A 25475-nucleotide genomic window follows, 5' to 3' on the forward strand; every position below is an offset into this window, starting at 1 on the left:
TTCTATTTGCCAAATTCTTTGCTTCGCGCATATTTTTTTGTTTTTTTAGGCACATTGGCCAATCGGTTGATTAACTGTCTATCAAATGTAAAAGGAAAGGCAATATAGCGTAAAATACATTTATTAGTGTTGTCGCTGTGTTAAAAATATTTTCTAGCGAGACGCTTTATGAGCTAAGAAATCTATTTAGGTATGTTGAAAAACAAAGTTTAATTAGGCTATGGATAATTATACCAGTCTCTATTTTTTCTGGCTTTCTTGATATTGCTACTGTCGCAGTTATAGGTAGGCTTACTGGAACGCTTGTTGGCACTGATCTCATTAACTTGTTGCCTGGCGTAAAGGTATTTGGGGCCAGTCCATACATACAATCTTTGTGGTTAATTGCAATTTTTGTCTTAATTAATTGGCTGCAGTCTGGGGTCCGACTCTTACTTCGCTTTATGCAGGAGAATCTTGCAGGAGAATTGTGGCTGGACTTGTCTAGTCGAATCTTTAAGCAGACACTGGGTCAGCCTTATGAATATCATTTAACGGGGAATATATCAGCACTTGCTTCGGATCTACTATCAAATCTGGAGTGTCTGTTGAGGGATATTCTAACTCCGGCTTTGAGGGCAACAAGCTGTCTAATTAGTATCACATTTCTGGTTGCAGGGATTTTGTATGTTGGCGGAAGTTCTGCATTTGTATTGATACTATCGATGTTTATTCTTTATATTCTTATTGGCTATTTGATAAATCCTGCCTTGCGTAAAGCCTCAAGGCAAAAGATTGTTACGAGAGAGAGATACACCAAAGGATTCTTCGAATCTTTCCAAGCAATAGTTGACTTGAAGCTTGGTCTTAGCGAGCCCTACTTTTCAAGAAGATTCAATCGATCTACATCGATATACAAAGGATCAGTCGTGAATGCAACAGTTCTACCCGAAATACCGAGGCTACTTATTGAGCCCCTTGGTATCTCAATGATCTTTCTAATTGGAGTCGTTCCACCAGTTTTATCTGGACAACAAGAAAAAATTATCGAGGTTCTTCCCTTTTTATCTATATTGTCTGTAGGAGCTTTGCGCCTTGCAAAGCCACTTCAAGACTTTTTCTCTGCGATATCCATTTTGAGAGGGGGGTTGCCTGAAATCATGAATATAACGTCATTGCTTGATAATACTGTAAATTTTCAAGCCTCTTCGCTGCTTCTTAATAGGACTCCAGAAGGAATTTTCCCTCTTAGATCAATAGGCCTTCAAAACGTTACTTATAGATATCCAGATGCAACTAAGAATGCACTGGATAATGTGTCACTAAGCATTCCAGTGGGATCTCGTGTGGCATTTGTAGGTCCTACAGGTAGTGGAAAAACTACAGCTGCAAATGTTTTGCTCTCACTGTTAACTCCACAACGAGGAGATTTGATTCTCGATGGCATCCCTGTTCTAGTCGATGAAATAACTTCTTGGCATTTATGTTGCGCTCAAGTTCCTCAGTCTATAAATTTGCTGTCTGACTCTATTATTTCTAATGTCGCTTTTGGTGTTAGTTTAAATAATGTCGATGAGGACAAGGTTTGGGATGCGCTTGAAGCCGCACAATTAGATGTTGTGGTATCCGATCTTCCTTACGGTTTACACACACCCATTGGTGATAATGGTATTAGCTTGTCAGGAGGGCAACGTCAAAGATTAGCTCTAGCTAGAGCCTTTTATAGGTCTGCAAAATTTTTAATTCTAGACGAAGCTACGAGTGCTTTAGACAATAAAACGGAATCCGAAGTTATACAGTCTCTAGAGATCATTGGAAGAAGATGTACTACTTTAGTTATCGCTCATCGTCTTTCTACTATTCAGAAATGTGATCGTATATATGAGTTTGATGCAGGTAAAATTGTTGCAAGTGGTAACTTTGATGAGCTTAAAGAGCTGTCATCGAGCTTTAGGCAAATGATTAACCTGCAATCTTGTGCCAAGCATTAACTTGGTATTTGCTTTGCTGTATATCACTTATATGTGATGCAATCATGGAAAGAATTTTACAGTTTACGCGAAAAAATTCTGTAGAGATCGCAGCCGTAGTCCTTTCGTTTGCTCTTTTTGGTCAAGTATTCTTTTCTTCTATCGTCAACGTGTTGTCTTTAGACAACCGTTCGGTGATGCTTGCTTTTCGTCTGTGCCTAATGCTTATAAATGCTTGTTATATTCTATATCTCTTTTTTCAGAATAAAGTTTTTTCGATTACTATCAAGTCATGGATTAATGTAATTGTAGTTTTTTGGACTCTGTATACGATCAGGCTGTTTTATGATGTGTTCCTAGAGAAAGTTAACCTATCTGTTCCTCTCTGGGAACTTTTGGCATGGGGTTTGGGTAGTTCATTGGTTAGCGGTGTAGCCGCCTGTCTATTCGCGCCATTTATCAACCTTTGCAGAGTTTTGTACAAAGCAATTGAGTATGGTGTTGCTTTGCTTGGCATTTCGGTTATTTGTTTTGCGCTCAAGCCAGGATTTGATCAAGGTGGTTTTTATTTAGACCATTTAAATGCAATTACTGCTGCCAATGCTGGCTGTTCTCTATTCTTACTGAGTTTGTCCAGCCTTATTGCAAGAGACTATTATTTGAAATCTTATTGCTATTCTAAGTATGTGTCATTTCTTGGAATAGCAATTGGTTCTTTTATAGTAGTTTTTAGTGCTACGCGGGGCGCAATTTTGGCAATGATCATTATTTCGTTGTTTGGTATATGGTCTGCAAAACGCTCTTCGCCTTCCCTATTTTCCTTCACAGCTCCTAGTCTCTTGACAACTTTTTCTTTGGGAATACTCGTTGTTATAGTCCTATCTTATTCTGATCTTTTGCTTGACAAAATTTTTACTAGTAGGCTATGGGATACGGTTTTTACAAGAATTGAGTTCTGGCAAGTTTGCTTGAGTGAATTTTTAACAAGTCCACTTTATGGCGTTGGTTTCAATATACAGTCATTACTGGGAAGCCTTGAGATTGAACAGGGTATTTACTTCCCTCATAATTATATTTTTGAATCCTTGGCTATTGGAGGCTTATTATTGACTCTACCATTGTTAGCTTGCTTTTTAATTCCAATAGCTAGAATCTTTGCTTTTAAACGCATGGATTTTTTACATTTTTCCCTCTCTTTTTTGGCCTTTCAAGTAATAATATACTCCATGCATAATGGCCACTTGGGCGAGTACCCTGCTTTTTGGCTTATTCTTGGACTTGTTGCAGGGAGGGAAAAGGGAGTTAATTAGTAATTATTTGCCTTGTTCTGGCTTATTTATTTTGTTTTCTGGCAGAAAGCAAAATGTTAATGAGACCAGATCTTCCGATTATTGTCATAAAGCATGTCGGAATATACTTGAGTCGTGGCTTAAGAATGAGCCGCACAATTGGCTGTAAAAGATTTATAAAGTATATAAAAATACCAAGATTATTTCTCCTGATTAGTTCATATCTGCCCATCCCGTACTGTAGTGTTTTCTTTAGTGAGCCCTGGCAAGAATGATGAATGATTCTGATTGTTTCGTCTTTCGCTATGAGTACATTATTTTGTAGCAATCTTACCAATAAATCTGTTTCTTCATTTGAAGCCCATTCTGTAGCTTTCCCTGGGCCAATACTGGCATCAAAAACATATTCTAATTTTTTCAATACTCTTTTTCGTGCAAAAATATTGGATGTTTCCGCCTTGGCCTTGAATAGATCCAAGACAGTATGTATTTCTGTCATTGTATTTCCCCCCTGATTTTTGACTTTAGGGGTAGCATTTAAAATTTCGTCTTTTCCTGCTATTAGTACTCCAAGCTCGTCATCTCGTTCGAATCTGCGTATGACATTTTTTATTGTATCTTCTCTATAGATGCAATCGTCGTCGGGGAATGCAATCAGATCACTTGTGGCGATGCTCGCTCCAAAATTTCTTGCTTTTGAGGCCCCAGTGAATGCGACTCGTTTGTGAACAATATTCAGTTTGCCTGTGCAATCCTCTAGTAAGCCGTCTAGGAATCCGGGCGGATTTTGATCTACGATTATAATTTCTTTTGGCGCCACTGATTGACATCTGATTGATTGAATAATCTCTCCCAATTGTTTTATTCTGCCATATGTGCATATTACTAATGATAAATCGACTTTGCCTGTAGGCTTCTTGGGAGCCATCGTTTCGGGCTATAGATGGTCAGAGCCTAATTCATTTGCGCCATGATCATGAGCGAATTTGTTTTTAATATGAATTCGTTGCCTAATTGTGTCTGCTTGCGGCTTTAGATTCAGTTTGTATGGTTGCTTCTTTTTCGAATGTCTTTGGAGCGTTCTTAGGTTTCTTGTTGCATGCTGCAATTCCCTAGTGGTTTCTTGGCAAACTGCGTGTATCTGGTGTGGGAATTTGTGCTTGCATATCGATTCTGCGGTCGCGACAAAACTTCTTGCGCAGTTATCGATCGTCTCTTCTCATTATGCCTAGAATAATTCGCTATGAGCTTCTTAGATGGCCTCAACGATGCCCAGCGTAGGGCTGTCGATCACCATCAAGGTCCCATGTTGGTGGTTGCCGGCGCCGGCAGCGGAAAGACGAGGGCCCTCACCCATCGCATAGCCCACCTAATAGGTGAGCACGGTGCAGATCCGGCGCAGATTCTGGCTGTTACTTTCACCAACAAAGCTGCTCGAGAGATGAAGGAGCGGCTTGAGCTGCTCTTGGCTCAGAGGCTGGCACAGAGTCAATACGGCCAGCCCTGGAGCACCCTGCCGCCGGTGGAGCAGCGTCAGTTGCGTTCGCGCATCTACCGCGAAGTCACCAAAGAACTCTGGATCGGTACCTTCCACGCGTTGTTTGCGCGGATGCTCCGCTACGACATCGACAAATTCCAGGACTCCGAAGGACTCACTTGGACGAAGCAGTTTTCGATCTACGACGAAGCGGATGCCCAGAGCCTGGTCAAAGAGATCGTCACCCAGGAACTGCAGCTGGATCCCAAGCGCTTTGACCCCAAGAAGACCCGTTGGGCGATAAGCAACGCCAAAAACCAGGGCTGGCTTCCCGACCAGCTCGAGGCCAATGCCGATGGACAGCGGGGCAAGCTCACGGCTGATGTTTACCGGCGTTATCGAAAGGCGCTTGCTGCCAACAATGCCCTCGATTTTGACGATTTGCTGCTCCTCCCTGTACAGCTTTTGCAGCAAAACGAGCAGGTGCGCAGCTACTGGCACCGCCGCTTCCGTCATGTTCTGGTTGATGAGTATCAGGACACCAATCGCACCCAGTACGACCTGATCAAGCTGCTGGTGACCGATGGCAAGGATCCGCAGGATTACGACGATTGGGCCGGGCGTTCTGTGTTTGTAGTGGGTGACGCCGACCAGAGCATCTACAGCTTCCGGGCTGCAGATTTCACGATCCTGATGGGTTTTCAGGACGATTTCGGTGATCAGGCTCCGGATGAGGCCACGCGCACGATGGTGAAGCTGGAGGAGAATTACCGCTCCACCGCCACGATCCTTGAAGCGGCCAACGCGCTGATTTCCAACAACAGCGAACGGATCGACAAGGTGTTGCGACCCACACGTGGTGAGGGGGAATTGATCTCTCTCACCCGCTGCGATGACGAAATCGCTGAAGCGGAATCCGTGGTGCACCGGTTGCGCACGATGGAAGCGGCCAATCCCGAGCTCAGTTGGGGTGACATGGCCGTGCTTTATCGCACCAATGCCCAGTCCCGTGCGATCGAGGAATCGCTGGTGCGTTGGGGAATTCCTTACATCGTGGTCGGGGGACTGCGCTTCTACGACCGGCGTGAGATCAAGGATCTTCTGGCATATCTCCGGCTGCTGATCAATCCGGCGGACACCGTCAGCCTGCTGCGGGTGATCAATGTGCCCAAGCGCGGCATCGGCAAGACCACGATCCAGCGGCTCACCGATGCGGCCAATCAACTGGGCATTCCGCTGTGGGATGTGGTGACTGACCCTGAAGCGGTACGTTCCCTGGGCGGTCGTTCCGCCAAGGGGCTGCTGCAGTTCTGCGATCTGGTGAACGATCTCCAGTCGCGCAGCCGTGAGGTGGCTCCCTCAGAACTGATTCAGCAGGTGATGGAGAAAAGCGGTTATGTCAGCGAGCTGATCGCTGATGGCACCGATGAGGCCGAGGAACGGCGTCGCAACCTGCAGGAATTGGTGAACGCCGCTCTTCAGTACCAGGAGGAGAACGAGGAGGGAGATCTGGAGGGATTCCTGGCCAGTGCTGCACTCTCCAGTGATGCCGACAGCAAGGACACCGCTGCGGACCGTGTCACCTTGATGACACTGCACAGCAGCAAGGGATTGGAATTTCCTGTGGTCTGCCTGGTGGGTTTGGAGCAGGGACTCTTCCCCAGCTATCGCTCCCTCGACGATCCGGCATCACTGGAGGAAGAACGACGTCTTTGCTATGTGGGCATCACCCGGGCGAAGGAGCGTTTGTTCCTATCCCATGCCAGTGAGCGGCGTCTTTGGGGTGGCATGCGTGAGGCGGCGGTTCCGTCGGTGTTTCTTTCGGAGCTGCCGGAGGCCCTGGTGCAGGGGGACATTCCCCAGAGTGGTGGTGCAGCGCTTCGGCGCGAGCGGCGCCTGGAACGGCTCACCCGTGTGGATCGGGACAAACCGTCATCGGCCCCCGCGAATGCGGTGCGGCGACGTCAGGCAGGGCCAGCTCCCGGTCGGAGCTGGCAGGTGGGTGACCAGGTGTTGCATGCCAGCTTCGGTGTTGGCGAGATCACCCATACCTTCGGTAGTGGCGAAAAGGTGTCTATCGCGGTCAAGTTCGTAGGGATGGGCCCCAAGATCCTTGATCCGCGCCTCGCCCCAATCGAGCCTGTTGGTTGAGGCGATTGATCGCAAGCGGTCAATCCCATGCAGATGCGTGATGATTGAGCTGCCGACCGAAGCACCACGCATTGGATCTGCCGGGTGTGCCGCCATCGTTAGCGTCTGAGTTTCGTGGTGCTGCTCAAGACGCAGGAGTGACGCGGCTGGCCCTCGTGGGTGGCGTGGTCCGAGACCTGTTGCTGCATCAGCTGCATGGTGTTCCATGGGCCGGTGTTCCCGATCTGGATTGGGTTGTTGAGGGGGATGCTCTGGCCCTCACTGACGCGCTGTTGCAGCGCTGTGGTTCGCAACGGGTCACGGATGTGCAGCATCACGGGGCTTACGGGACAGTTGCACTGCGCTTCGATGGAATCCCCGTTGATTTGGCATCAGCCCGGCGGGAGATCTACCCGGTTCCCGCTCAGAATCCCAAGGTGGAACCCGGCACGTTGCAGCAGGATCTTCTCCGGCGGGATTTCACGATCAATGCCATGGCCATTGATCTCATGGCGGAGCAGTTGGTTGATTCCCATTCGGGTCAACGCGGGTTGACCGACAAGCAATTGACACTGCTGCATGACCACAGCATTCGGGATGACCCCACGCGCGTGATCAGGGCAGCGCGCTATGTCGCTCGACTGGGCTTCACGTTGGATGAACAAACGGAGGATCAAATCACCCAAACCATTCAGGCCTGGCCCTGGGCTTGGACCACCAGCGCTTCCGCAGAGGCGGCCCCACCGGCCCTCTCGACCCGTCTGAGGATGGAGCTCGACCGCTTGTTTCAAAATGAGCCATGGGCACAGGCCATTGCTTGTCTGCAGCAATGGCGTGCTTTGCCGTTGGTTGATCCGAGTCTTCAGGATGATCCGCGGCTGATGCGTCGTCTGCACTGGGCTCAGCGCTTGGAGCTCCCCCTCTTGCCGGCTTTGCTGTCTGGTGCCAGGCATCCGCTGCGCGTTGCGCAGCGACTTCAGCTTCCTGGTCAGCAGCAGCAGTGGTTAAGCCAGATGTTGGATTTGAAGCAATGGCTTCTCGCGGATGGCCCAAGGGTGTCGTCGCTCCCGTCGGTCTGGTCAGAGGCCCTGGAGGAGCGTGGTGCGAAGGCTGAAAGCGTCGCTCTGCTGATCTGTCTGATGCCCCTTCAATGGAAGCCTCTTTTGCGCTGGTGGGGGCGCTGGCGGAAGATCAAATCGCCGAAAACCGCCCGTCAGCTTTTGGACTCCGGCTGGTGTCCTGGCCCTGCATTGGGACAGGAGTTGAACAGGCTCCGCCGTGAGGCTCAGGACAAGTCGTGCAGGCGGGTACCACTGTGAACAACGTGCGAACGACCTCAGTCATGCGCGGCTGTTGCGTTGCCGATCTCAAGCCATGGGCCGTCCCGAGTGAGTTGAGCGGCGGCTTCGCTGGTGCAGGCCAGCAGCAAGGGGCCACAGGTCTGTGGGTCCACCAGCAGTTCGAGCAAGGCCGGGGACGCGTGGTCTCTTAGCTGAACCGGGCCTTCGAGCCATCGCCAGGCAGCACGGTTCGAAGGGGCCAGCGTGCTGGAGATGCCGCGTTCGAATAGCTCAAGTGCACCGGGGTACGCCGGGATGGCAGAACCCTCCAGTTCGATGGTCAGTCCTGGACTGTTCTGGAGCATTTCGCCCAGATGCCCAAGCAGGCCGAAACCGGTGATGTCGGTGCAGGCGTGAATGTCCCCTCGAACTGGTTGAAGCTGCTTCAGAAGCTTGTGCTGGCTCGTGACCATGCTTTTGATCGCAGTATCCAGATCAGCAGCCTTAGTGGCACCGCTCATGGCTCCCGCAAACAGCACCCCGGTGCCCAGTGGGCGACTGATCAGTAAGGCATCACCAGCCCGAAGCCCCGATTTCAGCCAGGGGGATTCGGTGCTGTTGCCGTTCACCGTGAGGGCGACCTGAACCCCGAGGCTTGCAGGCACGGGTGAAGCGCTGCGGGACTCCATCGTGTGTCCACCGATCAGCTCTGCGCCCTGTTCATCCAGAACCGAGCGGATGCCGCCCAGAGTTTGCGCCAGCAACTCCTGCTGCTCACTGGCAGAGACCATCGGCAATGTGATTGTTGCCATGGTGCTGGAGACTGTGGCACCACAGGCCCAGAGATCAGAGCAGGCGTGCAGGGCCGTCAGACGGCCGTTGAGCCAGGGGTCACTCATTAGGGCCGGAAAGCCGTCCATGCTTTGCAGCAGCCCTGGATGCTCATCGAGATGAGCAGCGTCTTCGGGCTGCCCCCCAAGCCCCACCTGTTCCAGAGCTGCGGCAAGAGGTTGTGCCGGCAACTTGGCAGCACAACCTCGGCAGGCCATCGGAGCGGCATCGGTCATTGCTGCTGGATGCCGAAAGCCAGCCATGAAAGCGCGATCGATGCGTTGCTTCAGGTGCCATAGCAGTGGAGAAGGCCCCACCCTCCAGCGCCCCCAGCGAGCCCAGGCAGCCTCCCGATAGCTGCCAATCAGCTGCAGTGCCTGCTGCTGCGGATGCCAGGGCCGCAGGGGGGTTCCCTGGCAGGCCGCTTCCAGATTGGTGGCTAAGGGGCGTCCGGCGCGCACCGCCCACACCCCTGACGCCGGGCGGGGTGAGGCGCTGATCACGGCACAGTCGCCGCTGGCGAATAGGCATGGATGGCCTTCGACCCTCAGGTGGCGATCGGTGCGGACTCGACCATCGGGATCCAGCGGTAGGCCGGTGGTTGATAGCCAGGCGGCCCCCTGGCTTCCCGTGCAGAGCAGGCTGGGTCCGGTATGGTCGCCGTTGTCTTCGATCAAGGTGATGCGGGCCCGTTGCAGCACCTTCTGGATGGCTGAATCCAGCTGTCCCTTGCGCTGTTGCAGCTGAAGCGCCCGCCGCGGCCAGCGGCGTCGCAGCGCCAGGACGACTTCCAGGCCGGCTGCTCCCGCTCCGATCACCCGCAGTGGCTGGGGGTCGCTGGGGTCTTCGCTTTCGAGGAAGGCGAGCGCGGCTTCCAATGGCTTGATGGGAATCCCCCTGCTGCTCGGTCGACTCACAGCTCCTAAATCCAGGCTTAGCCAGTCGAAGTGGAGTGCAGGACGGTCGCGAAGGTGCAGACAGTTTTGTTCGATGTCTAATCCGGTGATTTCCGCTTCAACAAAGGCGACCCCGGCCCTGTCACAGAGCTGACGCAGGTCGATGGAGAGCTCGTCTTGTTGATAGATGCCGGCGATGAGGCCCGGGACCATGCCGGAATACAGGGCTGTGCTGCTGCGGTTGATCAGGGTGATGCTCTGCTGCGGGCGCCGCTCTGGTCGCATTGCCCAGCGTTTGAGCAGGAGTGAATGGCTGTGGCCGCCGCCGGCTAAAAGCAGTGTCCCGCCGACCGTCATGCGGATTGTCGGTAGCCCATGGGATTGGCCTGCTGCCAGGCCCAACCATCGCGACAGATGTCGGTGAGGGTGCGCTTCGTTCGCCATTGGAGAAGGTCAGCGGCGCGTGAGGGGTCGGCGACGGTGACAGCGGCATCGCCAGGCCGTCGGTCAACGAGGGCATAGGGAATGTCTTGTCCGCTGGCGGCGGAAAAGGCGTTGACCACGTCAAGAACACTGGCTCCGGCCCCGCTGCCGAGGTTGCAGGTGAGGTGCTGTGGCCCCTGATTGAGCAGGGTGGTGAGGGCGGCTTTGTGGCCTTCTGCCAGATCCATTACGTGGATGTAATCGCGAACGCCCGTGCCGTCATGGGTTGGCCAGTCGCTGCCGAATACCCGGAGCTGATCACGGCGGCCGACAGCGACTTGGGTCACGAAAGGAAAGAGGTTGTTGGGGATTCCCAGAGGGTCTTCTCCGATGCGACCGCTGGGATGGGCGCCCACGGGGTTGAAGTATCGGAGGGATGCGATGCGCCAAGTGTTTGGAGCGCTGCTGTTGAGATCCGTGAGCATCTGCTCAACAGCGGCTTTAGAAAAGCCGTAGGGGTTGTTGGGTTGGATGGGTGCCGATTCAGGGGTCGGAACGGTTACGGGGTATCCGTAGACGGTGGCGCTGCTGCTGAAGACAAGGGTGCGGCAGGCATGGGCATCCATGGCCGCGAGCAGAGTTCGTGAGCCCGCGACATTTATATCCCAGTAGAGAAGCGGCTTTTCAATAGATTCGCCAACCGCTTTGAGCCCGGCGAAATGTATAACGGCATCAAAGGGACGACCGTTGGCGGCAGCCGCTGAAAAGAGCCCATCGAGGGTGATGGGATCGCGGATGTCCCCTCGCTGGATCTGCAGCCGTTGGCTGCCTAGAGCAACGTTGGCGACAGCGGCCACCCTGGTTAGGGCTTCTGGAGAGCTGTTGGCAAAGTTGTCCAGGATCAGCAGGTCGTAACCGGCCTCGAGCAGAACGAGGCAGGTGTGGCTGCCGATGAAACCGGCGCCGCCTGTGACCAAAACGCGGCTGCCCATCTTTTGCAGGATTCACAACACAGTCTGATTTTGAAGCAACTGCCGCCAGCGGGCAGACTGAGTCGCTGTACTTGAATCCCGTACGTGAGTCAGCTCCAGAGCCTCAGGGGCATGGTGGATCTGCTGCCGGAGGCGCTTCAGCGCTGGCAAGCGGTGGAGGCTGTGGCGCGGGAGCATTTCCAGCGTTCTGGGTTTGGTGAGATTCGGACGCCGCTTCTGGAGACGACGGATCTGTTCTGCCGTGGCATCGGTGCAGCCACCGATGTGGTGGGTAAGGAGATGTATAGCTTTCAGGATCGCGGCGATCGCTCCTGCACGCTGCGGCCGGAGGGCACGGCCTCGGTGGTGCGGGCTGCACTCCAACATGGACTGCTGAGCCAAGGTGCGCAGAAGCTTTGGTACGCCGGTCCGATGTTTCGCTACGAGCGGCCTCAGGCTGGTCGGCAGCGACAGTTTCATCAGATCGGGGTGGAGTGGCTTGGCGCGGAAAGCGCCCGCAGCGACGTTGAGGTGATTGCTCTTGCCTGGGATTTGTTGGCTCGCCTCGGGGTGGGTGGCCTGGAGCTGGAACTCAACAGCCTCGGGTCATCAGAGGATCGCCAGGCCTACCGAGCGGCGCTGGTGCATTGGCTGGAGCAGCGGTCTGAGGCTCTCGATCCCGATTCCCAGGCCCGGCTCAGTACCAATCCTCTGCGCATCCTGGACTCGAAGAACAAAGACACGCAGGCTCTGCTGAAGGATGCGCCAACCCTGGCTGATGCCCTCAGCCCTGAGAGCCGTCAGCGCTTTGAAGCGGTGCAGCAGGGCTTGACTGCCCTGGAGATCCCTTTCCGATTGAACCCCCGACTGGTGCGGGGCCTGGACTATTACAGCCACACCGCCTTTGAGATCACCAGCGATCGGTTGGGTGCTCAGGCCACCGTCTGCGGTGGTGGTCGCTACGACGGCTTGATCGCGCAACTCGGCGGGGCAATGACGCCCGCCATCGGTTGGGCCTTGGGAATGGAAAGGCTGCTCTTGGTGCTTGAAGCCTCGGCTGAGGTTGACCCCGAAGGCAGGGCGGCTGGCCTAGTGGCTGCCTCGCTACCTGATGTCTTCATTGTCAATCGTGGCGTGCAGGCTTCGGCTGCCGCTCTGGCGCTGGCACGCGATTTGCGGGGCAACGGCCTGGCGGTGGACCTCGATGACTCGGGTTCAGCCTTCGGGAAGCAGTTCAAACGTGCGGACCGCCGTGGAGCTCGCTGGGCCCTGGTGCTAGGCGATGACGAAGCGGAGCGGGGTGAAGTGCGTTTAAAGCCACTTCAGCAGTCTGGTGAGGAGCGTTGCATTCGGCTCGATGACCGGGAAGCACTTGTTGCGATTCTCAAGTCCCTGTAAGGGAAGTGAACCAAGACATGCGTGGTAATTTTCCCCGATATACGGGAATTGGGCGTTGATCAATCTGGTGACTGGAGGGGCTGGCTTTGTTGGCTCACATCTGGTTGATCGCCTGATGCAGGCCGGGCAAGAAGTGATTTGCCTCGATAACTACTTCACGGGGCGTAAAAGCAACATCAGCCAGTGGATCGGTCATCCCAGGTTTGAACTGATCCGGCACGACGTTACCGATCCGATTCGGTTGGAATGTGACCGCATCTGGCATCTGGCATGCCCAGCATCGCCCGTTCACTACCAGTTCAATCCGATCAAAACTGCGAAGACCAGCTTTCTCGGCACCTACAACATGTTGGGTCTGGCTCGCCGTGTGGGTGCTCGTCTGCTTCTGGCCAGTACGAGCGAGGTGTATGGCGATCCAGAGGTGCACCCACAGCCGGAGAGCTACCGCGGTTGCGTGAACACTATTGGAATCCGCAGTTGTTACGACGAGGGCAAGCGCATCGCTGAAACCCTGTGTTTTGACTACCAGCGGATGCATGACGTGGAAATCCGCGTCATGCGGATCTTCAACACCTATGGCCCGCGGATGCTTCCTGACGATGGCCGTGTGGTCAGCAACTTCATTGTTCAGGCGCTCAAGGGAGAGCCGCTGACCTTGTACGGCGATGGTTCGCAGACCCGCTCCTTCTGCTTTGTGGATGACCTTGTGGAGGGAATGATTCGCTTGATGGATGGGTCTCACACCGGTCCGATGAACATCGGCAACCCCGGTGAATTCACAATTCGGCAGCTGGCCGAGCTTGTCCGTGCGCGCATTAATCCGGACCTTCCGCTGATTGAGAAACCTCTGCCTGCAGATGATCCACTTCAGCGACAGCCGGTCATTGATCTGGCGCAGCGGGAACTGGGTTGGAGCCCGACCGTTTCATTGGAAAACGGTCTGATTCCCACGATCGAATGGTTCCGTAAGGTCCTCGACCAACAGGCCTCGCAAACTCAGGGAGTTCGGGCATGACCGTTCAACGCATCTGTTGTATAGGTGCCGGATACGTCGGCGGTCCGACAATGGCGGTAATTGCCGACCGCTGTCCTGACGTGCAGGTCACGGTTGTTGATCTGAATGAACAGCGCATTGCTGCTTGGAATGATGCAGACCTGAGCCGCTTGCCTGTTTACGAGCCCGGTTTGGATGCAGTGGTGGCTCGAGCGCGGGGCCGCAACCTCCACTTCTCGACTGATGTGGATGGTGCGATTGCAGCCGCCGACATGGTGTTCATTTCGGTGAACACGCCCACCAAGGTGAAGGGTCTTGGTGCCGGTCAAGCAAGTGATCTGCGTTGGGTTGAGGCCTGTGCCCGTCAGGTGGCCAAGGCCTCCAGTGGTCACACCATCGTGGTGGAAAAAAGCACGTTGCCGGTGCGCACTGCCGAAGCAATCCGCACCATTCTCGAGGCAGCTCAAGAGCCCGTTGAGAATGGTGAAGAGCCCCGAACCTTTGCGGTGCTCTCCAATCCGGAATTTCTGGCTGAAGGCACCGCGATTTCTGATCTGGAGAATCCAGACCGTGTGTTGATCGGTGGGGAGGACGATGCATCGATCGATGCCCTCGCCGGCATCTACGGGCAGTGGGTGGCGAAGGACAAGATTCTCCGCACCAATTTGTGGAGCAGTGAGCTCTCCAAGCTCACTGCCAATGCATTTCTGGCCCAGAGGATCAGCTCGATCAATTCCGTCGCCGCACTTTGTGAGTCCACGGGGGCTGATGTGCAGGAGGTGGCCCGGGCGATTGGAACCGACAGTCGTATTGGACCGAAATTTCTGCAGTCAGGCCCCGGTTTCGGTGGTAGTTGTTTTCAGAAAGACATCCTCAACCTGGTGTACCTCTGCCGTCACTTCGGCTTGCCCGAGGTGGCCGATTACTGGGAGAGCGTCGTTGCGCTCAACACCTGGCAGCAGCATCGGATCGCCAGGCTGATCGTGCAGCGGTTGTTTGGCACGGTGACCGGGAAGCGGTTGGCGATTCTCGGTTTTGCATTTAAAGCCGATACCAACGACACCCGTGAAGCTCCTGCGATTCGGATCGCTTCAGATCTTCTGGAAGAAGGCGCTCAGTTGGCCATTCATGATCCCAAGGTTGAGCCCTCTCAGATCTCTCGGGATCTTAAGTTGGATTCGATAGCACCGGATTCAGAAACAGGGCCAACGGCGCAGGCCTTGAGTGGTCAGGGCAGCTGGTGGAGTGCGGGGAGCGTTGAGGAGGCTGTGGCTGGTGCTGATGCGGTGTTGATTCTCACGGAGTGGGAGCACTACAAGGCTTTGAACTGGCGTGATCTGGCGCAGCGGATGCGACGCCCTGCTTGGCTGTTTGATGCACGTTCTGTGGTCAATCCGGCAGAGATTCGTGCGGCCGGCTTGACCCTCTGGCGTATCGGCAACGGAGCATCGTGACATGCACCATCCTGGTAACGGGTGCCGCCGGATTCATCGGTGCAGCCCTGTCGATCCGCCTGTTGCAGCGCGGAGATCGGGTTGTCGGCCTCGATAATCTCAACGATTACTACGACCCGTCTCTCAAGCAGGCGAGGTTGCGTCAGATCCAGGCGGTCGCCAGGGAGGGTGCTTGGCGCTTTGTGGAAATGGCCTTGGAGGACGGCGATGACCTGATGGCGTTGTTTGCTGCCGAGAAGCCGACAGTGGTGGTCAACTTGGCGGCTCAGGCCGGGGTCCGTTACTCCCTGGAGAATCCGGCGGCTTACATCCAGAGCAATCTTGTGGGCTTTGGCCATCTGCTGGAAGGTTGCCGCCACCACGGCACTGAAAACCTTGTCTATGCCTCGAGCAGTTCGGTGTACGGCGGAAACCGCAATCTGCCCTTCGATGAGCGCCAACCGGTGAATCACCCAGTGAGCCTCTATGCCGCCAGCAAGAAGGCCAACGAATTGATGGCCCACACCTACAGCCATCTCTATGGGCTGCCGGCCACGGGCCTGCGCTTTTTCACCGTGTATGGCCCCTGGGGCCGGCCCGACATGGCACCGATGTTGTTCGCCAAAGCGATCCTGGCGGGGAACCCGATACGGGTGTTCAACCACGGCCAGATGCAGCGCGACTTCACCTACATCGACGACATCGTGGAGGGGGTGCTGCGCTGTTGCGATAAACCAGCCACCGTAAACCCCGACTTCGACCCCCTGGCCCCTGATCCCGCCACGGCCGCGGCACCGCACCGGGTGTTCAACATCGGCAACAGCCAGCCCACGCCTTTGCTGCGCTTCATCGAGGTGATGGAGGAGGCCCTGGGTTGCGAAGCCATTAAGGATTTCCAGCCCATGCAGCCGGGCGATGTGGTGGCCACTGCAGCCAATACCGCAGCTCTGGAGGCGTGGGTGGGCTTCAAGCCTTCAACGCCGATCGAAACTGGCGTGCAGCGTTTCGCTGATTGGTATCGCTCCTTTTACGGCGTCTGATCGCTTGCCGTCAGGCTGCAGTCGTCGCAGCGTTGTTGCATTAAAAAAGCCCGCTGGACAGAGACCAGTGGGCTTTTTTAATTTCGTAAGTGGTTTCCGATCAGGCGGAACCGACACCGGTGTAGGAGCCATAGAAGAACAGACCCACAACGAACAGAACGGCCATTCCACCTGCAGTGGCCACCAGCCAGAGGGGAAGGACGCCTTCGGTCCAGCGGCTTCTCCAGGGAACAGCCGGTGTGCCATCGGGATTGCGATCGGGAATTCGACCGTCGGGATAGGGAGATTTTTTTCCGCTCATCGAATAATCCTCAGTTGAAGAAGTAGCTGGACATGAGCACGCCGGTCACGAAGACAAACAGCAGACCGAGATACAGGCTGGTGCGGTTGAGCTCAACCGGCAGGTTGTTGGGATTGGGATTGCGTTCCATGGTTCGGATTAGCGGCGGATGAACTGCATCGCGGCAAGGGCGCCCAGGAAAAACACCGTCGGGATGCCGAGGGTGTGCAACGCCAGCCAACGCACCGTGAAGATCGGGTAATTGCGTGGCGTTGTGGCGACAGGAGGAGCTTGAGTCATGGCTTATTTCAGACGGATGTCGAGTTCTGATTTGCCCTCGTAGCGCTGGCTCACCACAGGAGCTTTGCTTTCCGAAGCCTGGAAATAGGCGTCGGGACGAGGTGTTCCGAAGGCGTCGTAGGCCAGGCCGGTGGACACGAACAGGAAGCCTGCCAAAAAGATGGAAGGCAGTGTCACGGCGTGGATCACCCAGTAACGGATGCTCGTGATGATTTCGAAGAACGGGCGTTCTCCTGTTGAGCCGGCGGCCATGGCGTTGGGCGTGTCAGGAAGATGATCTTAGGAGGTGGCTCAGGTGAGCTGAGGCTGAGGCGTTGCCGCAGTTACACAGCGTTGCCCACCCAACGCAGCAGGTTGCCCCGCTCACCCAGCACAAAGGCGTGCTCTCCGTCGAAGACCATGCGGGTGAAGTTGCTGGGTTGACGGTCCGCGACGGGGTCGTTCTCCCAGCTGTCACCGCCGTCCCGGCTCACCAGCAGGGTGCCGTTGCCACCGCCGGCCCAGATGGCGCCGTCGTCATCCCAGGCCAGATCCATGTAGCCGTAGCCGTTGGTGATCGGGATGATGGCTTTGCTCCAGCTGTCGAAGTTGCCTGGCTCATCGTTAAGGCGGATTTGTGCGCCGCGGGCCACCATCCAGAGATTGCCGTCGGGTTGGAAGCCGATGCTTTGCAGCCGCTGGCTGCTCACGCGTTGGTGCACCTGCCAGACGGAATCACCCGGTTCCCATGTGGCGTAGAAGTTGCCGAGGCCACTCACGCTCACGTAGCTGCCGTCCTTGCTGCGACGCAGATCCCGCACCGCACCCGCCGCATCGGTCACCTTGGCTTCCCAGCTGCTGCCGTCGTTATGGGTCTCGTAAACCGCGCCCACGTTGGTGGCGAGCTCTGCGGAATGGCTGCCCAACGCTGTGATCAGGTAGGGCTCGCCGGGCAATTTGGTGTCGAGGAACAGGCGGGTCCAGTTCTGGCCGCCGTCGTCGCTGTGCATCAGTAGCCCGGGTTGACCGGCGATCCAGCCTTCATCGCCAGTGAAGTCGATGCTGATCAGACGGAAGTTCTCTTCATCGGGCAGATCAAGGCTGCGCTCATTCCAATGGGCACCCCCGTCGTTGGTTTCCCGGATCATCCGGTTGCTGCCCACCAGGTAGCCGTGGCGGCTGTCGGTGAAGGCAACATCCAGCGGGTTGGCCTGGGTGTCGAGATCCATGGCCTGCCACGGACTCGTGCTGGCCGTGGGCACGTGGGTGGTGACGCAGCCGCTGAGGCTCACCCCCAGCACAAGCACCAGCAGAAGCTGGCTGACAGTGTTCAACAGGCGTTTCATGGGTGGGCCTCAGCGCAGGGAATAAAGGGACAGGAAAAAGGCGAAGCCGAGGGCAAGGCTGCCGAAGATCAGAACATTCTTCTGCCCGGGGGTCATCCGGTTCACCCCAAGGCCGAAATCGAGGTTCTCCTCGAAACCGCTGGCCTTGGCGCGCGGACCGATGTCGCGGAAGGCGGCCACCTTGCTGCGGCAGACCGGGCAGCGGAAGGCCATTGCGTCGAGATCCTCGAAGGCCGTGCCGGGTTCGATCCCAACCTTCTTGACCCCTTCGTCGGGGTCATAGACGAAGCCGCAGCTGCGACATTCGAAACGGTGGGTCCGTGAGTCGCTCTCCGGAGCGGTCTCAACCGCTGGTTCCACCGCTTCGGTGGTTTCGACCGGCTGGACGGACTGTTGTTCGTCGCTCACCGCTGTGTTGCTGGGCCAATCGACTCTATCGACGACAACTCCAGTCGGTGAATGCCAGACTGGCTCGGTCTACGGGGACCTCCATGTTTGCCCTGCCCGGCTACGACGCCTTTCTGGGGTTTCTGCTGATTGCGGCTGCAGTGCCTGCCTTGGCGCTGATCACCAACAAATTGGTGGCGCCGAAAAGCCGTGCCGGCGAGCGCCAGCTCACCTATGAATCCGGTATGGAGCCCATTGGCGGGGCCTGGATTCAATTCAATATCCGCTACTACATGTTTGCGCTGGTCTTCGTCATCTTCGATGTCGAGACCGTGTTCCTTTATCCCTGGGCTGTGGCGTTCAACCGTCTCGGCTTGCTGGCCTTCATTGAGGCTCTTATCTTCATCGCCATCTTGCTGGTGGCATTGGCCTACGCCTGGCGCAAAGGCGCCCTTGAGTGGAGCTAGTTATGTCTGAGAACACATCCCCCTCCATTGCTGCTGTTCGCGATCTGCGCGAAGCCAGCTGCGGTCCGATTGGTGCCCCAACGGTCACCAATGATCTCAGCGAGAACGTCATCCTTACCAGTCTGGATGACCTGCACAACTGGGCTCGGTTGAGCAGTCTCTGGCCTCTTCTCTATGGAACGGCCTGCTGCTTCATTGAATTTGCTGCTCTTCTTGGGTCCCGCTTCGATTTCGACCGTTTCGGTCTTGTTCCCCGCAGCTCGCCGCGTCAGGCCGATCTTCTGATTGTGGCGGGCACCGTGACCATGAAGATGGCACCCGCCCTGGTGCGGCTTTATGAGCAGATGCCCGAGCCGAAATACGTGATCGCCATGGGTGCATGCACCATCACAGGCGGCATGTTCAGCGCTGATTCCACGACTGCAGTGCGCGGCGTCGACAAATTGATTCCGGTGGATCTCTACCTGCCGGGCTGTCCGCCCCGCCCCGAAGCGATCTTTGATGCCGTGATCAAACTGCGCAAGAAAGTTGGCGATGAGTCGCTGGCGGAGCGGCGCAAGCACCAGCAGACCCATCGCTACATGACGGTCTCCCATCAGATGAAGCGCGTTGAACCTGTCGTGACAGGTTCTTACCTTCGGGCTGAATCTCAGAAAGCTGCCCTGGCTGCAGCGCCGGCCGGTCAGAGTTTGTCCACCGATGCCGCCGTGCTCACCCCTGCTGCTGAACCTGTCGAGTCATGAGCGAAACCCCTTCCAAGAAGACAGCCGCCTCGGATGACGCGGGTGCGGTTGTTGTTCCCGAGCCTGGTCCGGTGAGCCAATGGCTGAACAAGCAGGGCTTTGACCACAACAGCCTCGAGCCTGATCATCTCGGTGTTGAACAGATCGGCGTTGACGCTGCGGTTCTCCCGATGATCGCTGCGGCGCTCAAGAGCAACGGTTTCGACTATCTCCAGTGCCAAGGGGGCTACGACGAAGGCCCCGGTGAGCAGCTGGTCTGCTTCTATCACTTCCTGGCGATGGCGGAACAGGTGGAAGCCATGGCGGCCGATCCCTCAGCCAAGCTGCGGGAAGTGAGGATCAAGGTCTTCCTCGATCGTGAAGGCACCCCCTCGCTGCCGTCGATCTATGGACTGTTCCGTGGCGCCGATTGGCAGGAGCGCGAAACCTTCGACATGTACGGCATCCAGTTTGAGGGGCACCCGCATCCCAAACGCTTGTTGATGCCAGAGGACTGGAAAGGATGGCCGTTGCGTAAGGACTACGTCCAGCCTGATTTCTATGAAATGCAGGACGCCTATTGATCGCGTTCTCGTCGATGGGTTCGGTAGAAGCGCATCACCGCAAGGGCAAGGCTGCGAGAGTCGTGGCGCAGCGTTGCTGTTGGCCTCACCCCCTGCAGTGGTGTTTGAGTGACGTCGTAGCCGTCTGAGCGGAGTCCTTCCGCATCGCAACGCACCGGATCAGCGCCGCGGCTTTGGTAGTACCGCACCAGGTCTGAATCGGGCAGGTCGTCCTGGGCCAGGACGGCATTGAACAGTCTGGGCTCAATGCCGAGGGTGGCGAGCTGTGCCTCGATGGCCCGGATGTGACCGCGCACATCCAGGCCATCGGTCTCGCCGGGTTGCGTCATCAGGTTGCAGATGTAGAGCCTAGGGGCCTTGCTGCGTTTGATGGCGCCCACCAATTCCGGCACTAGCAGATTGGGGAGCAGGGATGTGTAAAGGCTGCCCGGTCCGAGCACGATCAGGTCGGCATTGGCGATCGCTTCGAGTGCCCGTGGCAGGGCCGGCGGTCGTTCAGGACTGCAGCCCAGGCGAACAATGGGGCTGGGGGCGTGGCCGATGTTGCTTTCGCCTTCGATCCGTTGGCCGTTTTCAAGTTCGGCCCAGAGCCGTACATCCACGTTGGTGGCGGGCACCACTTGACCTTGTACGGCCAGCACACGACTTGATGCGGTGATGGCTGTTTCCAGATTGCCCGTGATCGCTGAGAGGGCAGAGAGAAACAGATTGCCGAAGCTGTGCCCCTCCAAACCGCTCCCGGCGGCAAAGCGGTATTGGAACAGGCGTGTGAGCAGTGGCTCTTCGGTGGACAGGGCGGCCAAGCAGTTGCGGATGTCGCCCGGGGGAAGCACCCCCAGTTCCCGGCGGAGCACCCCGCTGCTGCCGCCGTCGTCAGCGACGGTGACGATGGCGGTGATGTGGCTGCTGTAACGCTTCAGACCGCTCAGCAAGGTTGATAAGCCTGTCCCTCCGCCGATGGCCACGATGTTGGGCCCCCTGTTCAAGCGGCTTTTGGCCCGCAGGGCATCCACCAGCACGGTGTCTTTGTCGGGAGCGAGAGCCTGTTGAATTGAGCCGAAGCTGCGGCTTTGCCCCCAGAGCAAAAGACCGCTGCCGATGAGCACCACCAGCGGGCCAGTGATCTCCCGGGGTAACACGGTGGTGAGGCTGCTCAGCAGCCAGCTCAGTGTTTCCAGAATCCAGTAGATCGGCTTCAGGTCGGCCCAGACGGCGGCCCCCAGCAGCGCCATCAACAGACCCAGGCCGGAGGTGAGCAGCCAGCGTTTGACGACCAGGCCAGGTTGCAACCAGCGCACGGCCCGTTGGGATCGGGTCATCAGATCCCGTCGCCGCTGATCGCGCATCATCCGGGCTTGGCGTCTGCTTGTTGGGGGCTTCAGCGCCAAGGAACGGCTTGATTCGCAAGTTCACCGAACTGTACGGAGCTTGTGGAAAGGCGGCAGGATGTCTTTGTACTTCGGCCCAGACCGTGCCGCAGCTTCAAACCGTCGTGGAGATGCGGGACCTCACGATGCAGTGGGGGCCTCGGCCTGTTCTGGATCGGGTCAACCTGACCCTGCATGCAGGGGAGCGCTTGGCCGTGGTGGGCCCATCGGGGGCTGGCAAGTCAACGGTGTTGCGCCTGCTGGCAGGTTTGCAGTTGCCCACCAGTGGTGAGCTGCGCTTGTTCAACAAAGCCCAGACCTACCTGCGGCTGGACCAGACCGATCCACCGGACGTGCGGCTGGTGTTTCAAAACCCCGCTCTGTTGGCATCGCTCACGGTTGAGGAGAACGTTGGCTTTCTGCTGCGGGAACGGGCACAGCTGTCGCGGCAAGAGATTCGCGATCGTGTGCATGCCTGCCTGGAGGCGGTGGGGCTCTATGACGTGGCTCACCTCTATGCCGGTGAGTTGAGTGGAGGGATGCAGAAGCGGGTGAGCTTTGCCCGTGCCCTGATTGATGATCCTCAGAGGGGGGATCAATCGATGCCCTTGCTGTTGTACGACGAGCCCACCGCTGGGCTTGACCCCGTGGCGTGCACGCGGATCGAGGACTTGATTGTCAAAACCACCACCGTGGCTCATGGATGTTCAGTGGTGGTGAGCCACGTGCGCAGCACGATCGAACGGTCTGCGGAACGGGTGTTGATGCTTTACGACGGACAGTTCCGGTGGGAGGGGTCGGTGGAGGCGTTTCGCACCACAGAAAATCCCTATGTCGTCCAGTTCAGGACGGGTAGCCTGCGCGGACCAATGCAACCGGCGGAGCACTGATCACCATGCGACGCAGCGTTCGTGATGCCATCGTCGGATTCACGTTGATCGGCGGCATCATCGGATTCTCCTCCACCGCCCTCTGGCTTCGCGGGGTTCGTTTGGGATCAAGCCATTGGACGCTGACCGCCCTTTTTAACGATGCGGCAGGTTTGGCCGAGCGTTCTCCTGTCACCTATCGGGGCATCCTGGTGGGTTCAGTGCGCTCGATTTCGGTCACATCTGAGTCGGTGGTGGCCGAGCTCGAAATCAACAAAGCTGATCTGCGCCTGCCGCTGCCCGTGACCGCCACGGTGGGCTCGGCTTCCTTGTTGGGGGGGAGCGCCCAGGTGGCCTTGGTCAGTAGCGGAACCCCGCTTCCTCCGGATGCACCCCTCCCTCAAGAGCCTGGCTGTCAGCCAACGCGACAACTTTGCAGCGGTGGAACTGTTGTGGGGCAAGAGGTCCCCAGCCTTTCCACCGTGACTGCAACCATGCAGGAGCTGCTTGCACAGGTTCAGGACGAGCGGGTGATCCCCAATGTGGTGGCCTCGATTGAGCAGATTGAGGCCACCACGAATTCATTTGAGCTGCTGACGGTGCTGCTTCAGGATGAGCTGGTCAAGGCTGCTCCCGTGATCCGCAATCTGGAGTTGGCAACGGCTCACTTGAACAACATCGTGGCTTCCCTCGACAACCCCCAGACGCTGAGTGAGCTCAAACAGACGGCTGCCAATGCCGCTCAGCTCACCGCCACGATCGATGCCGTGGGTGGCGACGTGGCTCGACTCACAGGTGATCCCGAGTTCATGGAGGGCGTGCGCAATCTCACCATCGGCTTGGGTGAATTGTTCGGAGAGATCTATCCGGCGCAAACCGCTCAGTAAGCAAGATATCGTTTCAATATTGGTGCGAGTCAGGCTCGATATCGTGCCTTTTAAATGCTGCTGATGGCGTCCATCGCAACCGCTGCGATCGCTTGATCGCTGGCCTTGGGTAGCTGTACGTATTTGCCGCCTGCGGCTTCAGCCAGGTCTTTGCCCATGCCGCTGCCGATGAACTTGCGCTCGGTGTCGATCACCAGCAGCTTGATCCCGAGCATCCGGTAGCGGGCAGCCACATCCAGCACCTCTTGCTTGAGATCGGGCTTCTCTTCGCCCTCCAGTTCTGGTTGGCCCAGAGAGGTGCTCAGGGGCACGTTGCCGCGACCGTCGGTGATGGCCACCACCACCACCTGGCCGAGATCCCCAGTGGCCAAGGCATTGGCGCCAACGCGGGCCGCCTGCGTGAGGCCATGGGCCAGGGGCGAACCGCCGCCACAGGGCATCGATTCCAGCCGGCGCCGGGCCGCCGTGATCGAGCGGGTTGGAGGCAGCAGCACTTCGGCCTGATCCCCGCGGAAGGGGATCAGAGCAACTTCATCGCGGTTTTCGTAGGCCTCGGTGAGCAGGCGGATCACGGCGCCTTTGGCGCTCTGCATTCGGTTCAGGGCCATCGAGCCGCTGGCATCCACGAGGAACACCACCAGAGCACCAGCCTTGCGCTGCAGCAACTTGGCCCGAAGGTCGCCCTCTTCCACGATCACGGAGCGGCCCGGTTCCCGCTCTCGGCGAATCTTCTGGTAAGGCGCCGCTGCCCGCAGGGTGGCATCCACGGCGATGCGGCGCACCGGCCCTCGGGGCAGCATCGGTTTCACGTAGCGACCACGGCTGTCGCTCAGCACCACGGAGCGGCTGCCGCTGTTGCCGCTTTTCGCCTTCGCGGCATTAAACAGCAGCAGATCCGGGTCCACCTCGATCGCTTCGGGATCGAGCATGAACTCCTCGGGCACCGCCGGTGGAGCCTGATCCTCCTCGCCGTCACCCTCGTCATCGTCGCTGGTGTCGTCTTCGCTGTTGTCCTCCGGCGGGTCGTTGTCCTCGTCGCCGGATCCCTCCGGTGGTGGTGGCGGGTTGTCCTGCTGCTGATCGCCCTGATCCTGGGGCGGCGGCGGCGGTTCCTGGTCCTGCGGTGGCGGTGGCTCCATCTGCTGATCCGGAGGGGGCATCTGGGACGCCCGCGGTGCGATCACCAAGGCGACGGCCACCTGAAGGTCTTCGGCTTCCACCTGATCCCGGCCGCTGAGGGCGGCATGGGCCTTGGCCACCCGCACCGCGTAGAGCTCGGAGCGGTGCCCTTCAACGCCACCGCGGATGGCCTCAGTCACCAGGTACTCGATTTGTTCGCCGCTGATCTGCACATCCGGCAGCCACTGGCGGGCCAGCAGCAGTTGGGTGGCTAGGGCGTCGGTCTCCTCTCCCCACTTTTCGGCAAAGCTGCGGCTGCATTGGCCATGGCTGATCACCGCATTGGTGATTTCCACCCGCTGCTCGGTGCTCACAAGCTGATTGGCCGAGAGTGCGATGGCAAAGCGATCCAACAGGTGATCGCGGACGTTGCCCTCCTCAGGGTTGTAGGTGGCGATTAGCAGCGGCCGACAGGGATGGCTGAGGCTGAGACCTTCGCGTTCCACACGGTTCTCGCCGCTGCCCACGGCCGCCAGCATCAGGTTGACGATGCCGTCATCCAGGAGGTTGAGCTCGTCCACGTAGAGCACGCCGCGGTGCGCATCCGCCAGCAGGCCTGGCTGAAACACAGCGCTGCCGCTGGAGAGCGATGCAGCCACATCAACGGCACCCACCAGGCGGTCTTCGGTGATGCCCAGGGGAATCTGGACGAAGGGGGCGGGGATCACTGTGGACGGTGCTTCGCCTGTGATCCGCTCACGGGTGGCGTCGTCCCATTCCTCCGGCTTCTGGGGATCGAGGTTGCGTCCCACCCCCCCCTCTGAATCGAGGATGTCGATCGGGGGCAGCAGAGCATGCAGGCCCCGTGCCAGAACTGATTTGCCGGTGCCGCGTCCCCCCGCGATCACCACACCGCCCAATCCAGGATCCACAGCCGCCAGCAGGAGGGCCAGCTTCAACGTGCCATGGCCCGTGATCGCTGCCAGCGGAAAGGCGCGGGTGGCCTGGTCGTCCTTCACCGCTACTCCGGTTGCCACCATGGACGCGTTCAGCCCGT

At 57.3% G+C, this 25475-nt stretch carries 24 protein-coding genes; 13 read left to right on the plus strand and 11 right to left on the minus strand.

Annotation, left to right across the window (positions count from 1 at the left end; all coding sequences use genetic code 11):
- Window positions 1–137 precede the first annotated feature (137 nt).
- Together AAXE93_RS07310 and AAXE93_RS07315 are read left to right on the plus strand one after the other, a co-directional pair.
- Window positions 138–1970, plus strand: coding sequence for an ABC transporter ATP-binding protein (locus AAXE93_RS07310; RefSeq protein ID WP_390129545.1), 1833 nt, complete (start codon window positions 138–140; stop codon window positions 1968–1970).
- A 44-nt stretch (window positions 1971–2014) separates the two neighbouring features.
- Entirely contained in the window at window positions 2015–3259 is a 1245-nt protein-coding gene (locus tag AAXE93_RS07315; protein ID WP_390129548.1) for an O-antigen ligase family protein, read from the plus strand.
- A gap of 22 nt (window positions 3260–3281) precedes the next feature.
- Here AAXE93_RS07315 and AAXE93_RS07320 read toward each other — a convergent pair whose 3' ends face one another.
- On the minus strand, window positions 3282–4166 hold the full coding sequence (locus AAXE93_RS07320; RefSeq protein ID WP_390129551.1) for a glycosyltransferase family 2 protein: 885 nt from the start codon (window positions 4164–4166) through the stop codon (window positions 3282–3284).
- Between the two features lie 315 nt (window positions 4167–4481).
- Here AAXE93_RS07320 and AAXE93_RS07325 point away from each other — a divergent pair, with 315 nt between their 5' ends.
- Window positions 4482–6866: a UvrD-helicase domain-containing protein gene (locus AAXE93_RS07325; RefSeq protein ID WP_390129553.1), complete on the plus strand. Its 2385-nt coding sequence runs from the start codon at window positions 4482–4484 to the stop codon at window positions 6864–6866.
- A 71-nt stretch (window positions 6867–6937) separates the two neighbouring features.
- Window positions 6938–8164 (plus strand): CCA tRNA nucleotidyltransferase, encoded by a 1227-nt coding sequence (locus tag AAXE93_RS07330; protein WP_390129556.1) that lies wholly within the window; start codon window positions 6938–6940, stop codon window positions 8162–8164.
- 17 nt (window positions 8165–8181) lie between these two features.
- Here AAXE93_RS07330 and selD read toward each other — a convergent pair whose 3' ends face one another.
- Both selD and galE read right to left on the minus strand, forming a co-directional pair.
- Window positions 8182–10209: a selenide, water dikinase SelD gene (gene selD / locus AAXE93_RS07335; RefSeq protein WP_390129558.1), complete on the minus strand. Its 2028-nt coding sequence runs from the start codon at window positions 10207–10209 to the stop codon at window positions 8182–8184.
- The gene (galE, locus tag AAXE93_RS07340; protein ID WP_390129560.1) at window positions 10206–11267 is read right to left on the minus strand and encodes a UDP-glucose 4-epimerase GalE; all 1062 of its coding nucleotides are present in this window, start codon (window positions 11265–11267) and stop codon (window positions 10206–10208) included. The genes selD and galE overlap by 4 nt, the downstream gene beginning before the upstream one ends.
- An 84-nt stretch (window positions 11268–11351) precedes the next feature.
- On the opposite strand from galE, the gene hisS reads away from it, so the two are divergent.
- Genes hisS through AAXE93_RS07360 form a run of 4 tightly spaced genes read left to right on the plus strand, consistent with a single transcriptional unit; the run spans window position 11352 to window position 16111 of the window.
- Window positions 11352–12644, plus strand: coding sequence for a histidine--tRNA ligase (gene hisS / locus AAXE93_RS07345; protein WP_390129562.1), 1293 nt, complete (start codon window positions 11352–11354; stop codon window positions 12642–12644).
- Window positions 12645–12699: 55 nt separating this feature from the next.
- Window positions 12700–13659: a UDP-glucuronic acid decarboxylase family protein gene (locus tag AAXE93_RS07350; protein ID WP_390129564.1), complete on the plus strand. Its 960-nt coding sequence runs from the start codon at window positions 12700–12702 to the stop codon at window positions 13657–13659.
- Window positions 13656–15092: a nucleotide sugar dehydrogenase gene (locus AAXE93_RS07355; protein ID WP_390129566.1), complete on the plus strand. Its 1437-nt coding sequence runs from the start codon at window positions 13656–13658 to the stop codon at window positions 15090–15092. The genes AAXE93_RS07350 and AAXE93_RS07355 overlap by 4 nt, the downstream gene beginning before the upstream one ends.
- Window positions 15089–16111: an NAD-dependent epimerase gene (locus AAXE93_RS07360; protein ID WP_390129568.1), complete on the plus strand. Its 1023-nt coding sequence runs from the start codon at window positions 15089–15091 to the stop codon at window positions 16109–16111. The genes AAXE93_RS07355 and AAXE93_RS07360 overlap by 4 nt, the downstream gene beginning before the upstream one ends.
- Before the next feature lie 100 nt (window positions 16112–16211).
- On the opposite strand, the gene AAXE93_RS07365 is transcribed toward AAXE93_RS07360, so the two are convergent.
- The 6 genes from AAXE93_RS07365 to AAXE93_RS07390 all read right to left on the minus strand — a co-directional run bounded on the left by AAXE93_RS07365 (window position 16212) and on the right by AAXE93_RS07390 (window position 18424).
- A complete protein-coding gene (locus tag AAXE93_RS07365; protein ID WP_011363231.1) occupies window positions 16212–16412 on the minus strand; it encodes a photosystem II reaction center protein J in 201 nt (66 codons plus the stop codon).
- Between the two features lie 10 nt (window positions 16413–16422).
- Window positions 16423–16542: a photosystem II reaction center protein L gene (locus AAXE93_RS07370; RefSeq protein ID WP_006852026.1), complete on the minus strand. Its 120-nt coding sequence runs from the start codon at window positions 16540–16542 to the stop codon at window positions 16423–16425.
- An 8-nt stretch (window positions 16543–16550) separates the two neighbouring features.
- Window positions 16551–16691, minus strand: a complete 141-nt coding sequence (psbF, locus tag AAXE93_RS07375; RefSeq protein ID WP_006851435.1) for a cytochrome b559 subunit beta — start codon at window positions 16689–16691, stop codon at window positions 16551–16553.
- 3 nt (window positions 16692–16694) lie between these two features.
- Window positions 16695–16943 carry a cytochrome b559 subunit alpha gene (gene psbE / locus AAXE93_RS07380; RefSeq protein ID WP_006850675.1) on the minus strand — a complete coding sequence of 83 codons (249 nt, stop codon included), beginning with the start codon at window positions 16941–16943 and terminating at the stop codon, window positions 16695–16697.
- Window positions 16944–17014: 71 nt separating this feature from the next.
- Complete coding sequence (locus tag AAXE93_RS07385; RefSeq protein WP_390129573.1) at window positions 17015–18016, minus strand: photosynthesis system II assembly factor Ycf48; 1002 nt, start codon at window positions 18014–18016, stop codon at window positions 17015–17017.
- A 9-nt stretch (window positions 18017–18025) separates the two neighbouring features.
- Window positions 18026–18424 carry a rubredoxin gene (locus tag AAXE93_RS07390; protein WP_390129576.1) on the minus strand — a complete coding sequence of 133 codons (399 nt, stop codon included), beginning with the start codon at window positions 18422–18424 and terminating at the stop codon, window positions 18026–18028.
- 83 nt (window positions 18425–18507) lie between these two features.
- Between AAXE93_RS07390 and AAXE93_RS07395 the strand changes: the two genes are divergently transcribed.
- Genes AAXE93_RS07395 through AAXE93_RS07405 form a run of 3 tightly spaced genes read left to right on the plus strand, consistent with a single transcriptional unit; the run spans window position 18508 to window position 20176 of the window.
- Window positions 18508–18870, plus strand: coding sequence for an NAD(P)H-quinone oxidoreductase subunit 3 (locus tag AAXE93_RS07395; protein ID WP_038551549.1), 363 nt, complete (start codon window positions 18508–18510; stop codon window positions 18868–18870).
- 2 nt (window positions 18871–18872) lie between these two features.
- Window positions 18873–19613 (plus strand): NADH dehydrogenase subunit K, encoded by a 741-nt coding sequence (locus AAXE93_RS07400; RefSeq protein WP_390129578.1) that lies wholly within the window; start codon window positions 18873–18875, stop codon window positions 19611–19613.
- On the plus strand, window positions 19610–20176 hold the full coding sequence (locus AAXE93_RS07405; protein WP_390129580.1) for an NAD(P)H-quinone oxidoreductase subunit J: 567 nt from the start codon (window positions 19610–19612) through the stop codon (window positions 20174–20176). Before AAXE93_RS07400 ends, AAXE93_RS07405 begins: the two co-directional genes overlap by 4 nt.
- Here AAXE93_RS07405 and yvcK read toward each other — a convergent pair.
- On the minus strand, window positions 20170–21525 hold the full coding sequence (gene yvcK, locus AAXE93_RS07410) for a uridine diphosphate-N-acetylglucosamine-binding protein YvcK (protein ID WP_390129791.1): 1356 nt from the start codon (window positions 21523–21525) through the stop codon (window positions 20170–20172). The two genes, AAXE93_RS07405 and yvcK, sit on opposite strands and share 7 nt — an antisense overlap.
- Window positions 21526–21674: 149 nt before the next feature.
- Here yvcK and AAXE93_RS07415 point away from each other — a divergent pair, with 149 nt between their 5' ends.
- Both AAXE93_RS07415 and AAXE93_RS07420 read left to right on the plus strand, forming a co-directional pair.
- Window positions 21675–22433 carry an ABC transporter ATP-binding protein gene (locus tag AAXE93_RS07415; RefSeq protein WP_170951471.1) on the plus strand — a complete coding sequence of 253 codons (759 nt, stop codon included), beginning with the start codon at window positions 21675–21677 and terminating at the stop codon, window positions 22431–22433.
- A gap of 5 nt (window positions 22434–22438) precedes the next feature.
- Window positions 22439–23299: an MlaD family protein gene (locus AAXE93_RS07420; protein ID WP_390129582.1), complete on the plus strand. Its 861-nt coding sequence runs from the start codon at window positions 22439–22441 to the stop codon at window positions 23297–23299.
- A 50-nt stretch (window positions 23300–23349) separates the two neighbouring features.
- Here the strand turns inward: AAXE93_RS07420 and AAXE93_RS07425 are convergent, their stop codons facing one another.
- A complete protein-coding gene (locus AAXE93_RS07425) occupies window positions 23350–25458 on the minus strand; it encodes a magnesium chelatase subunit D family protein (RefSeq protein ID WP_390129584.1) in 2109 nt (702 codons plus the stop codon).
- Window positions 25459–25475: the final 17 nt, after the last annotated feature.

This window comes from Synechococcus sp. HIMB2401 (assembly GCF_042883245.1).
Taxonomy (GTDB): Bacteria; Cyanobacteriota; Cyanobacteriia; order PCC-6307; family Cyanobiaceae; genus Parasynechococcus.

Excerpts from the sequence above, each read along its gene's own strand:
- AAXE93_RS07420 (WP_390129582.1), top strand. The coding sequence starts at position 22,439 with ATGCGACGCAGCGTTCGTGATGCCATCGTCGGATTCACGTTGATCGGC.
- selD (WP_390129558.1), bottom strand. The coding sequence starts at position 10,209 with ATGACGGTCGGCGGGACACTGCTTTTAGCCGGCGGCGGCCACAGCCAT.
- AAXE93_RS07355 (WP_390129566.1), top strand. The coding sequence starts at position 13,656 with ATGACCGTTCAACGCATCTGTTGTATAGGTGCCGGATACGTCGGCGGT.
- AAXE93_RS07320 (WP_390129551.1), bottom strand. The coding sequence starts at position 4,166 with ATGGCTCCCAAGAAGCCTACAGGCAAAGTCGATTTATCATTAGTAATA.
- AAXE93_RS07425 (WP_390129584.1), bottom strand. The coding sequence starts at position 25,458 with ATGGTGGCAACCGGAGTAGCGGTGAAGGACGACCAGGCCACCCGCGCC.
- psbF (WP_006851435.1), bottom strand. The coding sequence starts at position 16,691 with ATGACTCAAGCTCCTCCTGTCGCCACAACGCCACGCAATTACCCGATC.
- yvcK (WP_390129791.1), bottom strand. The coding sequence starts at position 21,525 with ATGATGCGCGATCAGCGGCGACGGGATCTGATGACCCGATCCCAACGG.
- AAXE93_RS07400 (WP_390129578.1), top strand. The coding sequence starts at position 18,873 with ATGTCTGAGAACACATCCCCCTCCATTGCTGCTGTTCGCGATCTGCGC.
- AAXE93_RS07395 (WP_038551549.1), top strand. The coding sequence starts at position 18,508 with ATGTTTGCCCTGCCCGGCTACGACGCCTTTCTGGGGTTTCTGCTGATT.
- AAXE93_RS07370 (WP_006852026.1), bottom strand. The coding sequence starts at position 16,542 with ATGGAACGCAATCCCAATCCCAACAACCTGCCGGTTGAGCTCAACCGC.
- AAXE93_RS07405 (WP_390129580.1), top strand. The coding sequence starts at position 19,610 with ATGAGCGAAACCCCTTCCAAGAAGACAGCCGCCTCGGATGACGCGGGT.
- AAXE93_RS07325 (WP_390129553.1), top strand. The coding sequence starts at position 4,482 with ATGAGCTTCTTAGATGGCCTCAACGATGCCCAGCGTAGGGCTGTCGAT.
- AAXE93_RS07385 (WP_390129573.1), bottom strand. The coding sequence starts at position 18,016 with ATGAAACGCCTGTTGAACACTGTCAGCCAGCTTCTGCTGGTGCTTGTG.
- AAXE93_RS07315 (WP_390129548.1), top strand. The coding sequence starts at position 2,015 with ATGGAAAGAATTTTACAGTTTACGCGAAAAAATTCTGTAGAGATCGCA.
- AAXE93_RS07415 (WP_170951471.1), top strand. The coding sequence starts at position 21,675 with ATGCGGGACCTCACGATGCAGTGGGGGCCTCGGCCTGTTCTGGATCGG.
- galE (WP_390129560.1), bottom strand. The coding sequence starts at position 11,267 with ATGGGCAGCCGCGTTTTGGTCACAGGCGGCGCCGGTTTCATCGGCAGC.
- psbE (WP_006850675.1), bottom strand. The coding sequence starts at position 16,943 with ATGGCCGCCGGCTCAACAGGAGAACGCCCGTTCTTCGAAATCATCACG.
- AAXE93_RS07365 (WP_011363231.1), bottom strand. The coding sequence starts at position 16,412 with ATGAGCGGAAAAAAATCTCCCTATCCCGACGGTCGAATTCCCGATCGC.